At 45.7% G+C, this 13870-nt stretch carries 16 protein-coding genes; all 16 read left to right on the top strand.

The genetic code is table 11. The features are described from left to right. The first annotated feature begins 117 nt into the window (after positions 1–117). The 16 genes from AC50YO_RS19715 to AC50YO_RS19640 all read left to right on the top strand — a co-directional run bounded on the left by AC50YO_RS19715 (position 118) and on the right by AC50YO_RS19640 (position 13860). Complete coding sequence (locus tag AC50YO_RS19715; RefSeq protein ID WP_494849881.1) at positions 118–942, top strand: alpha/beta fold hydrolase; 825 nt, start codon at positions 118–120, stop codon at positions 940–942. Between the two features lie 399 nt (positions 943–1341). Beyond that, positions 1342–2433 carry a hypothetical protein gene (locus AC50YO_RS19710; RefSeq protein ID WP_494849880.1) on the top strand — a complete coding sequence of 364 codons (1092 nt, stop codon included), beginning with the start codon at positions 1342–1344 and terminating at the stop codon, positions 2431–2433. A gap of 144 nt (positions 2434–2577) precedes the next feature. After that, complete coding sequence (locus AC50YO_RS19705) at positions 2578–3777, top strand: outer membrane lipoprotein-sorting protein (RefSeq protein WP_494849879.1); 1200 nt, start codon at positions 2578–2580, stop codon at positions 3775–3777. 141 nt (positions 3778–3918) lie between these two features. Continuing rightward, positions 3919–5100, top strand: coding sequence for an alanine racemase (gene alr, locus AC50YO_RS19700; RefSeq protein WP_494849878.1), 1182 nt, complete (start codon positions 3919–3921; stop codon positions 5098–5100). Between the two features lie 223 nt (positions 5101–5323). Beyond that, positions 5324–5605: a CopG family ribbon-helix-helix protein gene (locus tag AC50YO_RS19695; protein ID WP_041613299.1), complete on the top strand. Its 282-nt coding sequence runs from the start codon at positions 5324–5326 to the stop codon at positions 5603–5605. 3 nt (positions 5606–5608) lie between these two features. Next, positions 5609–5959, top strand: a complete 351-nt coding sequence (locus tag AC50YO_RS19690) for a type II toxin-antitoxin system PemK/MazF family toxin (protein WP_028609438.1) — start codon at positions 5609–5611, stop codon at positions 5957–5959. A gap of 418 nt (positions 5960–6377) precedes the next feature. Beyond that, complete coding sequence (locus AC50YO_RS19685) at positions 6378–7106, top strand: CpaB family protein (protein ID WP_494849877.1); 729 nt, start codon at positions 6378–6380, stop codon at positions 7104–7106. Beyond that, positions 7103–7951 carry a P-loop NTPase family protein gene (locus AC50YO_RS19680; protein ID WP_494849876.1) on the top strand — a complete coding sequence of 283 codons (849 nt, stop codon included), beginning with the start codon at positions 7103–7105 and terminating at the stop codon, positions 7949–7951. Before AC50YO_RS19685 ends, AC50YO_RS19680 begins: the two co-directional genes overlap by 4 nt. Continuing rightward, the gene (locus AC50YO_RS19675) at positions 7948–9318 is read left to right on the top strand and encodes an ATPase, T2SS/T4P/T4SS family (protein ID WP_494849875.1); all 1371 of its coding nucleotides are present in this window, start codon (positions 7948–7950) and stop codon (positions 9316–9318) included. Before AC50YO_RS19680 ends, AC50YO_RS19675 begins: the two co-directional genes overlap by 4 nt. Then, positions 9249–10253 (top strand): type II secretion system F family protein, encoded by a 1005-nt coding sequence (locus AC50YO_RS19670; protein ID WP_494849874.1) that lies wholly within the window; start codon positions 9249–9251, stop codon positions 10251–10253. The genes AC50YO_RS19675 and AC50YO_RS19670 overlap by 70 nt, the downstream gene beginning before the upstream one ends. Positions 10254–10291: 38 nt before the next feature. Next, complete coding sequence (locus AC50YO_RS19665) at positions 10292–11185, top strand: hypothetical protein (protein ID WP_494849873.1); 894 nt, start codon at positions 10292–10294, stop codon at positions 11183–11185. Positions 11186–11232: 47 nt separating this feature from the next. After that, on the top strand, positions 11233–11388 hold the full coding sequence (locus tag AC50YO_RS19660) for a hypothetical protein (protein WP_494849872.1): 156 nt from the start codon (positions 11233–11235) through the stop codon (positions 11386–11388). 14 nt (positions 11389–11402) lie between these two features. Next, on the top strand, positions 11403–11549 hold the full coding sequence (locus tag AC50YO_RS19655) for a hypothetical protein (protein ID WP_494849871.1): 147 nt from the start codon (positions 11403–11405) through the stop codon (positions 11547–11549). Further along, positions 11546–11971, top strand: coding sequence for a hypothetical protein (locus AC50YO_RS19650; protein ID WP_494849870.1), 426 nt, complete (start codon positions 11546–11548; stop codon positions 11969–11971). The genes AC50YO_RS19655 and AC50YO_RS19650 overlap by 4 nt, the downstream gene beginning before the upstream one ends. 25 nt (positions 11972–11996) lie before the next feature. After that, positions 11997–12485, top strand: coding sequence for a hypothetical protein (locus tag AC50YO_RS19645; protein WP_494849869.1), 489 nt, complete (start codon positions 11997–11999; stop codon positions 12483–12485). Between the two features lie 154 nt (positions 12486–12639). Beyond that, positions 12640–13860, top strand: a complete 1221-nt coding sequence (locus tag AC50YO_RS19640) for a M24 family metallopeptidase (RefSeq protein ID WP_494850006.1) — start codon at positions 12640–12642, stop codon at positions 13858–13860. Positions 13861–13870 lie beyond the last annotated feature (10 nt).

Here is a 13870-nt window from a genome sequence, read left to right as displayed (position 1 = left end):
AACAACTATGTTCTTATTCGACACCTTGATTGCCAGCCCCTCTGACGTTCACGGGTTTGCCTTCCTTTTCAAATGCTGCTCGGATGGGTAAGTAGTAGCAACTAAGGGAGAGGGGAAATGATTATGGGACAATATATCGAGGTTCAAAAAAACGTAAAATTATTCGTCGAGGACATTGGTTCAGGTGTTCCGATTGTATTCCTGCATGGCTGGCCGTTAAACAGTCGGATGTTTGAAGATCAATTTACATTATTGTCAGGCAAGGGCTATCGCTGTATTGGTATTGATCAGCGCGGCTTCGGGCGCTCAGATGCACCAGCCAGCGGATATGATTATGATCGTCTTGCTGATGATGTAAAGGCGGTATTCGATGCTCTGAAGCTGGAGCAGGCGATCCTTGTCGGCTTCTCGGTAGGTGGAGCCATCGCAGTCCGTTATATGGCACGCCATCAAGGCTACGGCGTTCGCAAGCTGGCGCTGCTCGGAGCAGCAGCACCTGCCTTTACGCAGCGTGACAATTATGAGTATGGCATGACCAAGGAGGAAGCGGATGATCAGATTGCTGCTATTAAGCAGGATCGCCCGCAGCTCCTTCGAGACTTTGGAGAAAAGTTCTTGTCTGGACATGGCAATCGAACGATTAGCGATCCCTTCAAGGACTGGCTACAGTTACTCGGTATGGAAGCGTCAGCTTGGGGAACTGTGCGTACCTTCGAATCGCTTCGCGATGAAGATTTGCGCGGCGATATTTCTCAGATCAAAGTAGAGACGACTATTTTCCAAGGGATGCTGGACACGATCTGTCCGCCGAAATTCGCAGAGCTGCAGCTCAAGAGCATTGACGGATCCACGATGGTAACCTTTGAATATAGCGGGCATGGCATGCTGTATGACGAGCCGCAGAAGTTTAACGAAGAGCTTATTGCTTTCTTAGAGAAATAAGGCGTACAGCAGTAAATAAATAGGAACGCGAACAGCCGATCAGAGCAGCTTAATCTGATCGGCTGTCGTTCTATTCGGATTATCGACACAAGAGCGATTATCGGATCTAATAGTTTAAAATATTTAATTATTTTTACAAAAATTTTATGATTATACGATATGAAAGGTATTTGACAACTTAAGTCACTAAATACTATTATGGAAATACTGAATGTTAAAATGACTTCGAATTATTGCTATATTCTGCATATAGGATACCTACCCCTCACCTTATACTCCATCTAATGCTCATCCTTTGAATCCAAACTAGACAGGGAATAGACACTTTATGCGTCATACATAAGAGAATTGAGTTTATGATCAAGTATCTAGTAAATGATTTTTTTTGGAGGACTGTTGATGAATAGAATTGTTGAATTAGAGGATTATTACAAAATCAATGGGAAGCAAGACAACCTGTGGAGATACATTGATTGCTATCAAAAACCGATGTATTTTGTGCTAAAGGAGCAGGTTGCTTTAACAGAAGAGCCCTATGAGTATTTTTTGCAAAACACATCTTTCTCGCTTGAGATGAAAAAGGAAAAAAATAGTCTGAGAGATATTAATTTAAGCGTAGATTGGGACCATAGCACCCTCTTCAATGTGGAGCTGCATTCCAGCTTGGGAAATGTATTGTTGGAAGATTTTATTGCAGAGCTGCAGAAAGGCCATCTTGTTGCCTTTGGCACCTTTCCCAAAAGAGTGCCCTACTATAAAAACTTTATTTCAATTGATAGTGAGTTTATCAGCGAAGATGACTATATATTCGACCATGCCTTTATCGCTTTGAGAATTGAAGACAATAAATTGTATTACACGGACACGCCTACTCTTATGCACCCTCAAAACTTTACGCCTTATAATAACAGCAATCGTATCGGTGTCATTGATATCGAAGAACTTGCACCTGCGTTCAGCTGTTATTTGAAATACATGCAGGTATCAATCAATATGGATAAATTAAATACCTTTATTGATGAAGCCTCTTTTATATCCTTGTTCAAAGAGATAGCAGAATATAATGAACGCGAGCCGTTCGAGAAGAATGGCGTTGACTACTATCCGAACTGCTATGGATTAGAGAAATTGCTTAGCTTGCTAAGCGAAGGCTTAAAGCTAGAGGATCGTTGCGTATATTTTAATTGCAGTTATGGCGAGCTGCTCGAGTGGAGATTAGATGTTATCAAGCATAAGAAGTTCATCCTTCTGCAAGCCTTGAAGCAACATAGTTCCCGAATAAACGGACTTGTACCTATTATTGAACCGCTTGATGAATTAGTCAAAGTATGGGGAGTATTTATTAATCAGCTCAGAAGAATGATCTTTACTAAAGAATATGATGAAGCCGGCCTGATCCCATGTATCGAGAACATGATTCAGTCCGAACAAGATTTTCAAGACAAGCTAAAATCATTCATATACAGTTACTCTCACCATAAAGCAATCTAACACTATGCCGCCCTCGGGCGGCTTTTTTTATGCTTGAATTGTATTTATTTTGATGGTCAAGCAGAACTAGTCCGCATAATTGGTCAAGTTCCCTCATAGACATGTTACCAGTCGGAAAAACATTGTGAAGAGGGGATGATTGTAATGCGTCGCATGACATGGACAGCGGCAATTGTGTTAGTGTTATCACTCGTTTTGAGCGCTTGCGGGACGAAGGACGCCGAGTCCGTGATTAAGGATCTCGACAAATTCGTAAGTAACATGGAGAGTTATCAGGGAAGCGGGACGATGACGATACATACGGGGCAACAGCCGCTTACTTATCAAGTGGAGGTTTCTTATCAAAAGCCGCAATATTATCGGATTAAATTGACAAATCAAGAGAAGGATATTACGCAAATTGTTCTTCGCAACGATGATGGCGTATTTGTCCTTACTCCACGCCTCAATAAAGTATTCCGCTTCCAAAGCGATTGGCCGCAAAACAATGGTCAAGTCTACTTGTACCAGACGCTTGTACAGAGCATTCTTGTAGATAATACAAGACAATTCGCTTCCGATGAGAATGCCTATGTATTCGATGTAATGGCCAATTATAATAACGGCTCCATGGCACGCCAAAAAATATGGTTGAACAAATCGGATTATAAGCCGGTTCACGTCGAGGTTAGCGATGCAAATGCTGCCAAAATGGTAGAAGTGAAGTTCGACAGCTTCGAGTTCGGCCCTAAGTTCGATAGAAGCGCATTCGAGACCGAAGCGAATATGAACGCTTCACCTTCAAGCAGCGGCACGAATGAACAGCCTACTATGGCGGAGCCAGGCAATAATAATAGCAATAATGGTGCCAATAACGCTATAACTCCTGAACTCAATACTAATGAAGAGAGTAATAAGGACGATGCGGATGCGAATGCAGAGGCTGGCGAAGGAACGACTGCTACCGATGAGGATACGGCTGTAACAGAAGAAGAAGCAAACGCACAGCCGGAAGCATCGGCCGAGATGTTCCAAGTTATGAGTCCGACTTATTTGCCGGAGGGAGTCGCCTTTTTAGATAGCATGGATATTGAATTCGGGGGCAGCCCGGGATTATTGACCCGCTATACAGGCATGTATGATTATTCACTTATTCAGACACAGCCGCATGACCAAGCCGCTACTTTTTCCGCAGGCACGATACAGGATCTGGGCTTCACCTTTGGTGAACTGGTAACAGGGGAAGAGCAGCATACTCTTACTTGGACTTATGAAGGCTACCAGTATCGTCTGACCAGCGCAACGCTCCCTGATTCCGAAATGATCAAGGTTGCGCAATCGGTTCAAGCGGATGCGAGCAAATAATACTCGAGGATTTTCCATTACGTACTAGCCTATTCTGGCAGTCTATTCATTGACAGGCTCAGCAGCAACGTTTAACATTATTTTATTGATGTTTAGTTGCTCGGATTTTACTGGCTGCCAGACAAGGAGTAGGTGAATGACTTGGATTCGTATTATCGCCCGACAAGGGTAGAAATTTCACTTGATGCATTGAATCGCAATCTGCACGCCTTTCGCAGCAGAATGCCAGAGGGCCGTCTGCTGATGGCATCAGTCAAAGCCAATGCTTATGGACATGGTGCTGTAGAGGTTGCGCGTGAAGCAGAGCGGTTTGGTGTTGATTATTTGGGCGTGGCCTTTCTGGACGAGGCGCTGCAGCTTCGTAGAGCTGGAATTGCCACGCCTATTCTGGTGCTTGGATACGTAGCAGCAGATGCGCTGGATATAGCGCGTGCTAACGATGTAACTATTGCTTTATTTCGTGATGATATATGGCAGGCTGCGGCGGAGCTTCCTCCTAGAAGCGATGGCAAGCGGCTTAAAGTACATGTGAAGATCGACTCCGGTATGGGACGACTTGGCTTGCTCGGGTTCGATGCTGCCGTTGCTTTTATTAATAGGGCAGTAGCGACACCGGGGCTTGAGGTTGAGGGGCTATTCACTCATTATGCCCGTGCTGATGAAATGGATAAGAGCTATACTCAGCTGCAATATGAGCGTTTTCAAGAGATAGTGGACTATGTGAAGCAGAATAATCTGCCGATTGCGATTATCCATGCAGCCAACAGCGCCGCAGGAATGGACACTCCGGAATGGGCAGGCGACATGGTACGGCTTGGTATCAGCATGTATGGCTTGTATCCTTCGGAAGAGGTCGATCATGAGCGTATTGAGCTGGAGCCGGTCATGACACTTAAGACAGAGGTTGTTATGGTGAAGACTGCACCTCAAGGCTGGGGAATTAGCTATGGCAGTCGATACGTAACAGAAGGCGATGAGCGAATCGGTACGCTGCCGATCGGGTATGCGGATGGCTTCAGTAGAATGCTTACGGGGAAAGCACATGCACTGGTTAGAGGGATTCGGGTTCCTGTACGAGGGACGATCTGTATGGATCAATGTATGATTGCTTTGGACCAGGCGGACTCATCTGAGAGCCTCGTAATGCCTGGCGAAGAGGTTGTGTTGATAGGGCGTCAAGGAGATGAAAGCATTACAGCAGACGATCTCGCTGCCCAACTAGGTACGATTCATTATGAGATTACCTGTATGCTGGCTGCTCGGGTACCGCGTATTTATGTGAAAAATGGTCTAGTGGCAGCGATTTCTAATCCAGTTGCCTAATTGGTAAAAAATTTATGCTGCCGCATTCTGTAACAGAAGAGGGTTTCTGCCAAAGATCTCGAATAGTAAGAAGGGCGGTTTATTTCGCATCATTAACAGATGCAACTTCCCATGCAGCATAAATGATATACGAACAACATAGATATGTTGAAGTATAGTGATGGCTTATTAATGTTATAATGTATATGAGATGTTTTGGAAAAGTTTTGGAGGTGCGAGTTCGGTGGCCAATATGCAGAACACCAAGAGAATCATGATTAGCTTGCCTGATCAATTGTTGGAGGAGGTTGACGGTATCGTCGCCAAGGAGAATTCCAATCGAAGTGAGTTCATTCGGCAGGCTATGAAGCTGTATCTTGTGGAACGGAAAAAAAGGCAAATCCGCGAGTCTATGCAGCGGGGGTATCTGGAGATGGCAAAAATTAACCTGAACATGGCCTCCGAAGCTTTTCAAGCGGAGGAAGAAGCCGATCATACGTTAGGCCGTCTCGTAAGCGGGGTGTAGAGGTTGATCGTAAAACGCGGAGATGTATTTTTTGCGGATTTGTCACCGGTCGTCGGATCGGAACAAGGTGGTGTAAGACCGGTACTCGTTATTCAGAATGATATCGGCAACCGTTTTAGTCCGACGGTCATTGTCGCGGCCATCACGGCTCAGATTCAGAAAGCCAAACTGCCTACGCATGTGGAGATGGACGCAGCTGCACACGGCTTCGACCGAGACTCCGTCGTATTGCTTGAGCAGATTCGGACGATTGACAAGCAACGCTTGACAGACAAAATCACCCATTTGGATGATGAAACGATGCGTAAGGTTGACGATGCGCTGCTCATTAGCGTTGGACTGATCGATTTTTAGATTCAAGCAAGCTTTTCCGGATACGGCGATTGCAGCCGATTAGGGAAGGCTTTTTTTGTAGCAGGAATGGAATGATTTGGACAGTGCTTTTTCTGAAAAAAAACTATAGACAGTAAATTTCATTTTTGTTATTATGACATTAATTGGTTGTTGAGTTTTTATATATTGGAGCATTACTATGCGAAGAACGCTAGTAGTTAAGCCTGCAAGGGCTGCTGCTGCGTTCTTTTTTTTCGTTATGGTAGGGCTTTGGAGGGAGAGGTGATGGACATAGGGAAGAATATGGAGCTTGGAACGATAGGATATTGAATTTCATACCATTGGAGCAATGCTATGCGAAGAACGCTGGTAGTCAGGCCTGTAAGGGCTACTGCTGCGTTCTTTTTTTCGTTCTAAAGAGCTCCGGAAGGGAGAGAGGATGAATCGAAGAAGGAATATTGGAATTAGCCTGCTTGCAACTTTGTTGTCAGGAGGAGTGGTATATGGCTTGTATCAGCTTCAGGAGGTGAGGTTAGAACAGGTGGAGAGAGTTGCAGTAGTTGTTCCGAAGCAGTTCGTTGAAGCGGGCAAACGGCTTGAACAAGAGGATCTGACTTACAAGCTCCTTCCCCGAGAAGGGCTTGAGGAGGAGATGGTGCTCGATACTAAGCTTGCGGTAGGACTGGAGACCATTGTTCCGCTTGGTACGAATGAGCCGTTGCTTGGCTGGAAGCTGGGCAAATATCGTTTGCTGCCGACGAGTGAGCAGCTTACCTTTCAAATTCCAAGGGAATACATCCGTTCGATATCCAATGGGATTAGAGCAGGAGATCAAGTCGTATTGTATGGCTCAAGAGAAGGGGAGAGCTCGACCCGATTAATTGATTCCTTCGTAACCGTTGCTTCGGTGAAGTCCTCGGGCAATGTAGAAATTGATAATGCGAGAGACCCGAATTTGCTATCGCTTGCTGAAGGTGATCAAGCACGGATGTATGCTTCAAGGCGAGAGGCGAATGGAATGATTGACTATATTAATTTGAATCTCACGGAAGCCGAGTGGCTGCAAATTGACGGCTACTGCAAGGATGGCTTGAGTAAGCTTGTAATTGCATTCAGCCCGCAATCTTTGAATATTGGGAGCCAAGAAGTGGAGAAGCCCACAACATGAGCACGATGAGATCACCAGTTGTTGCTTTTGTGGGCACTACCCCCAATATCGGGACTACGACAGCAGCCTTTGCGACAGCTTATAGAATCGCAGAATCCAGCGGAGCACAGGTGGGCTATCTCTGTCTCCACCTTAAGAGCGCCAAGATCCATCGTTATATTGGTGTTGATGAGCCTATGGTAACACTGGATACACTTAAGCCAGAGCTGACATCCTGCTCTCTGACGACGGAGCGGCTATTGCGAGCTGTACATACGGTAAAGGGGCTGCCGAACCTTCATGTGCTATTCGGGAATAGGCTAAGAGATCACGCCGAATTCGCGAAGCCTGAGGAATTCGAACATTTGATTACAGTGGCCGAGCAGACGTTTTCAATCATCGTTATTGATGTCGGCGCTTATTGGGATAATGCGGCAACGGTATGCGCGCTTCGTAGAGCAAGCTCGCGAATTGTTGTGACTACAGATGCTTTATCTCATTTTCAAGAGGATGGGTCACGTTGGATCGGTCAGGTATCGCCTTTATTCGGAATAGCTTCAGAACGATACGATACGTTGGTTATTCATTATCCATGGAGTATAGGAGGTTATCGGATGAAAGAGATATGCAAAGAGATGGGCACGATGAGAATGGGGGAACTACGCCTAACAGATTCGGTATTTCATCAATTAGACAGCGGGCGCTATGCAGAGTGGCTAAAAGAAGATGCTACGGGGCAGAAGCTTATGCGGCAGCCAGCCAATCTGCTTATGAATCGACATGGAGTTCGGAGCAATAAGCCTTCAATAATGACGCAGCCTTGGTATCGCAAGCTTCTTGCCCATCGGAATGGAGTAGGATCTTGACTGCGAATACCGGACGGTTCTCGCCATCAGAATATGCAGCCCTAATAAGGAAGAGCAGGGTGAATGCCGGCGAGGAGTCAGGGATCGAGCTTCTCAAGGCAGGATATGCTGCTGATTTTGGAAGTCTGGCAGAAGATATAAGGTCTTTCCTTGCAGCCCCTAATGGTATGACAGAGGAGGATCGACGTCAATATAATGAAATGCTCAATCGTGCTGTCTTAGGATTTGCTATGGAGAGAGAGCGTATTCTAGCCATAATCTCTGATCGGTTAATTCGGCTGCGCATTCATCAATTGGACGGCTACAAGCACCCCTATCAATCTTTGGCAGAGGCGCTCTTCGCAGAGGTGATTGGTCTTAATGTACTGGAGCTTGTTCTTGCGAATAAAGAGGGATTGGAGGAGATTCAAGTTACGGGCACTCAAATCTATGAGGTGAGAAATGGACGTGTATTCGCTTCTCCGTATAGCTTCGAGGATGAGCGGGAAGTGGAGCGAATCCAGCAAAATCTTGTTCTTTACAATAATGATCGGTTCAATCCGCGCAAGCGCTGGGCAGAGGTTATGCTTCGCGACGGTTCGCGCGTTACGATGACGGGATTTGGGTTCACAGCGAAGCCTACGTTAACGATTCGATTTTTTACAGTAAAAAGCTTCAGCCTATCAACACTTTGTGAGCCTCGTTATGCCACGATGGATAGTCGAATTAAGGTCATGCTGCAAGCCATACTTAAGGCACGCTTCAACCTTGTTATTATTGGGCCGACTAATTCAGGCAAAACTCATCTGATGAAGGCCTTGCTTGCCGATTTGCCTGATGAGGAGCGAATTATAACGATCGAGGGACGTTTGGAAATGATGCTTAGCCGAGACTTTCCTAATAAAAATATTGTGGAATATGAAACGGATGAGGATGACTCACAGCATCGAGCAGGACAAGCCTTCAAGCTCGCTCTCCGTCAATCGCCAGAGCGAATCGTGCATGCAGAAATAAGGGATATGGATGCCAATATTTATGTACGAGCATGTACAAGAGGTCATTCCGGCAGCATGACGACTGTTCATGCGAATACGCTGGAGGATGTCCCGGAGGCGATTGCTGACATGTGTATGCTGGATGGACGAAACATGAATCCCGTGAGACTAACCAAGCGGATTTCACAATTTGTGACGCAGATAGGCATTGAAATGCGACATGTGAACGGTCGTAGATTGATTGCTCGAATAGGAGAAATAGATTGGTGCGATGATCAAGTTCAGGTACGAGATTGGGTGCTTTTTGATGAGAGGGCAGGAGAATGGCAGTTCCCAAACCTGCTATCGGAGTCCGCGAGGGTCAAGTTAGGGCAGATGGGAAGCAGCAGCTAATGATTACGCTATCCATTGTAGCTGCAGGCTGCTTGTTATTTATTTTTATTCTCATTGCGTTAATCAGCTTATTTTTAATATGGTCTGATGAGCATGCCAAGAGAAAGAAGCTGTCATTCACAAGGACTGATCGCTGGAGCTATCGTATAACAGCGCAGCTGAAGAGGATGGATAGGCCTTATCGACATCTTGTGCTCTTAATTGAAGCACGGCAATTGAAGCTAACGCCGGAAAGACTGTTATTAGGGTCAGTTATGCTGCTGCTTGCTGGTAATGCGGTTGGAGGATTATTTTTTCAAAGCATTAAAGGAACGCTTCTATTGGGAGCTATTGCTTTTTGCATGCCTTATCTCATGCTTCGAGCCTCAATTATTCGAAGACAGTTACAGATGCAGATTGATTTTTTGCCTACAATGGAGCTGTTCTATCAAAGCTACTTAGTAACTGGGGGCAATCAAGTGAGAACAGCCCTGCAGCGGATAGTAGAGGAGAGAAGGCTGCTAGGTCCGATACAATTAGTATTCGAGCAGCTCTACCGTAATTTATCGGTGAGAGGGGATGATGAGGACAGCTTGCGAATATTTGCTATGTCACTTGGACATGTCTGGGGGGATTATTTCGCCAATATGCTTAGGGTGGCTCTTGCAGAGGGAACCCCGATTGCTGAGAGCATAAAGGAATTGCTGACCGATATGCGGAGAGCAAGGAGAGCGAATGAGCAGGAGAGGAATCGGGTGCTTGAGATTAGGATAGCGAATTTTTCACCGATTTTGTTCCTAGCCTTGTTTCTTGGAATTAACTTTTACTATAACAGAAGCAATGCGTATCACTATTACTTCGTTGATCCACAGGGTAGAGATATGCTGCTTAATGCTGTTGTACTTATATTTGCTTCCTTTCTGATGGGGCTGTGGCTGTCACGGAGAAAATTATAATGAAATTCATCATTACTGTTAGAAGGAGCTGACATCATTTGAGCCAATTTATCTCAGCCTTGATCGACTGGAGTGTATTCGCAGGTCAACTTCTTTTTAGTTTTATTGGAGCAGGAATACTGCTAAGGCTGGTACCACAACGTCGCCCAAGGTGGGTGCATTTAACTGTACTCGATTGGCAGAGGAGGAATTTACCTGATCGTTGGCTGCGGCTGCTTCTTTTAGCAAGAGAAAAGAATTCATTCATAGAGCGTCGATTACTGTTAGCGGGCTGCGGTGTAACTACTGATGCTGCGTGGTATATTGCCTTTCGTAGATTTATGCTTATTCTTCTTCTTGGAATAGTCATGTGCATTATCTGTCTGGATTGGCTGCACCTGTTGCCAGGGCAACGGACTCCATTTATTTATTCCTTATTTACTTCCTTGTTTATTGTTGTTTATTGGGATCTAATCTGGCTGCGTGTCATTGGCAAGCTAAGAGGGGAACGGATAACGAAGGAAATTTATGTGATGAGCCATCAGTTGCTCTATTTGTCTGAATCCTCACTTCATATCCATACGAAGCTGATGCGGTGTATTCCTTATACGAGAACGCTCAGGAATGACTTGGAACGAATGCTGGCAGAGTGGTATCACGATTCAGCACAAGCACTGCGTGATTTTAAGCATCGCATAGGAACGGACGACGGAATGAGCTTTGTCGAGACGATTGATTCACTCAGACTACATGAGAATGACGCTTATTATGGACTGCTGCGGGAACGCATTCAAGAGTATAAGGATAAGCTGGAGCTTGCCAAGGAGAGCCGCAAAGAATCGACCTCGTATTTTTTGTTTATCCTTGCAGGCATCCCGATCCTCTATACGTTTCAGGTATTTATTTATCCTTGGGTCATGGAAGGACAAAAGCTGTTTGATTCATTAGGGTAGTTAATAGATCAATATTTAGCGGGATTTAATGGTGAAGGGGTGAGTGAATGCGAAACATTTTAATGACAGTTATGCTGCTTGTTGTCGTTATTGTGCTGTTCAATAGAATTATTGCGGCGGATACTACAGGAACTAGCAGTCGTATTGAATCACAGGGGAATGCGGCTAATACGAAGATTGGCGAGCTGTTGAATAATCAATAGGAAGGAGCCGAGCTATGAGAAGCTTGTTGGTAACCGTCCTGCTGCTCGTAACTGTTATCGTAGTCTATACAAGCGTAACTGATGGCGATAGGGGAATGAAGCAACAAATAAAACGTTCTGGGGATTCGATTGGCAGCTATATAAGGCAAATGAGCCCATGAAGAGTATATTGGCATTCATTATGTTCGCCACTATTATTTGCTGGATGATGTTCTCTCCAATCTATAAACATATTCTAATTGTTAGACAAGCTGTTCTTCAACAAGAGGTTGACTATTTGCTCGAAGTAGGAGCCAGCGGCCGTTATGGTTATATTGATGAGGCTATGATGGAGCAGTCGAGGCAGCGGTTGCGCAGCTTCGGCATGCGTCCGGAGGAAGTGATATTCGAGGTGGAGGCAAGCAATGGGGAAGCTGCAAACAATCCGAATGCTCCTTTGCCTAGAGGAGCCGGCATCCAGCTTACAATGAGCTATCCTTACGAGAATTTATTCCAGATTGATCGTTTGATCGGTCTGCCTCCCCTTTCATCAGGCCAGCGCCTTCGAGCATTCGGAATGAAAATGAGCGAGTATGTACCTTAGGTAAACCAAGGATAGGAGAGCTCCGTTGTATAAGCTTATGCTAATGGTATTGATGATGGTTATTTGGGTGACCCTGCATGGACTTCAGACGGACGAAGAGGTTGCAATGAAGCTGCTGTTTCAAGGGGAATACGCTGTTAATCGGTCTGCCCATGCAGCCGCCCAACAGCTCGATCCCGTTGCTCTGTCTGAAGGAATACTACGAATAGATCCATTTAAGGCAGCTAGTGCCGCAGAGCTGTATTTGCAGACTAACCTCCACCTTGACTACAGCGGGAGACCGTTACCGAATGCAATGCTCCAGCAGCCAGTAGAGCTGCTTGTACTTGACATTATTAATGAGGAAAATCAATTTCCATATCATTATCGCAATGACACCTATGACTATGAAGCAATCCTACAGCGACCAGGCGTTGTGCTTATTATTCGTCTTGTCTATCCTAGACTTAATCCGGCACTTGGTCCGATCGAGTGGTATATAAAAGGGGTTTCTGAGCTTGTTGTTCACTTGTAATCCGTTCCTCAGACGGTTGCAGAGTGGCAGCAAGCTTTTTTATGTTGCAGACAATGATGGGATACTAACTTATTGGAGCGCGAGGTTGACGCTAGCCATTATAATTGTTGTAATGGAGGAAGGTATTTACGTGAGAGCGGGAGTGATTAAGGATATGAAGATTACAGCAGACATCCCAGCAGATCTTATAAGGGAGCGTATTGAACGGCTCCAAGAAACGCTGTGTATTGCGAATGTAGATGGATTGCTTGTTACACAGAATGTAGATCTTTACTATTATACAGGCTCGATGCAAAGCGGCTATGCTTTCATCCCGGCACAAGGAGATCCAGCTTTTTTTGTGAAGAGAAGCGTGGAGCGGGCAAGGCTGGAAAGTGGCGTGGAGGTATTCGAGCTGGGGGCGTTCCGGCAGTTCCGCCAAACCCTCGCTGATCAATGGCCGGGTCTATTCACGAGCGGCAAAAGCTTACGAATAGCGGCTGATCTCGATGTTCTTCCAGCACAGACTTATTTGAAGCTGTCTGAGTTGCTAGGTGCCCAAGGAGACTGTCAATTAATCGACGGCTCTTCCTTCATTCGGAAGCAGAGGATGATCAAATCGGCTTGGGAAATTGCTCGTATCGAAGCAGCTGCCCAGGCAGTAGACGAAGCATTGACTGAGGCGTTGAACGAGTTGAAGGAAGGAGTTACTGAGATTGCATGGATGGCTCGTATTGAATACGAGCTGCGGCGTCGCGGTCATATCGGAATGATGAGAATGCGGGGCTACAATCAGGAAATTACGACGGGTATGCTCATTTCAGGAGCTGCTGCGGCAATTCCGACCTATTTTGACGGACCGGCAGGAGGGCTTGGCCTTGGAGCGGCATCCCCGCAAAGCGTCAGCCGTATGGCTATTCAGCGCAATGAACCTATTCTAATTGATATTGGCTGCTGTATAGACGGATATGTCATTGACCAGACACGCACCGCTGTTATCGGACAGTTGCCTGAACGGTTAAGTGCAGCCTATGCTACCGCACAGTCTATAATCCGCAGTGCTGAGAGCCGTATGGTGTCTGGGGCAATTTGCTCTGAGCTGTACGCGCATGCACTTGCAGAGGCTAAAGCGGCGGGATTATCGGACCATTTTATGGGCTTCGCCGCTGATCAAGCAAAGTTTCTTGGTCATGGTATAGGTCTTGAGATCGATGAATGGCCGGTACTGGCCAGAGGATTCGATATCCCTCTTGAACCAGGAATGGTTATCGCTGTTGAACCGAAATTTACTTTCCCGGGAATTGGTGTTGTTGGCGTTGAGAACAGCTATTTAATAACAGAGGAATCTCCGCGGGCATTGACACGTACCAAGGAAGAATTAATCTTATTGCCTTAAGGAGGCCATT

It is taken from the genome of Paenibacillus sp. J22P59 (genome assembly GCF_059383895.1).
The sequence above is the reverse complement of the archived record's forward strand: the minus strand, read 5'-3'. Positions and strand labels throughout refer to the sequence as shown.

Bases quoted from the DNA above. Each gene is read 5' to 3' on its own strand.
- AC50YO_RS19685 (WP_494849877.1), top strand. From the start codon at position 6,378: ATGAATCGAAGAAGGAATATTGGAATTAGCCTGCTTGCAACTTTGTTG.
- AC50YO_RS19650 (WP_494849870.1), top strand. From the start codon at position 11,546: ATGAAGAGTATATTGGCATTCATTATGTTCGCCACTATTATTTGCTGG.
- AC50YO_RS19660 (WP_494849872.1), top strand. From the start codon at position 11,233: ATGCGAAACATTTTAATGACAGTTATGCTGCTTGTTGTCGTTATTGTG.
- AC50YO_RS19680 (WP_494849876.1), top strand. From the start codon at position 7,103: ATGAGCACGATGAGATCACCAGTTGTTGCTTTTGTGGGCACTACCCCC.
- AC50YO_RS19670 (WP_494849874.1), top strand. From the start codon at position 9,249: ATGGCAGTTCCCAAACCTGCTATCGGAGTCCGCGAGGGTCAAGTTAGG.
- AC50YO_RS19715 (WP_494849881.1), top strand. From the start codon at position 118: ATGATTATGGGACAATATATCGAGGTTCAAAAAAACGTAAAATTATTC.
- AC50YO_RS19710 (WP_494849880.1), top strand. From the start codon at position 1,342: ATGAATAGAATTGTTGAATTAGAGGATTATTACAAAATCAATGGGAAG.
- AC50YO_RS19640 (WP_494850006.1), top strand. From the start codon at position 12,640: ATGAAGATTACAGCAGACATCCCAGCAGATCTTATAAGGGAGCGTATT.
- AC50YO_RS19705 (WP_494849879.1), top strand. From the start codon at position 2,578: ATGCGTCGCATGACATGGACAGCGGCAATTGTGTTAGTGTTATCACTC.
- AC50YO_RS19655 (WP_494849871.1), top strand. From the start codon at position 11,403: ATGAGAAGCTTGTTGGTAACCGTCCTGCTGCTCGTAACTGTTATCGTA.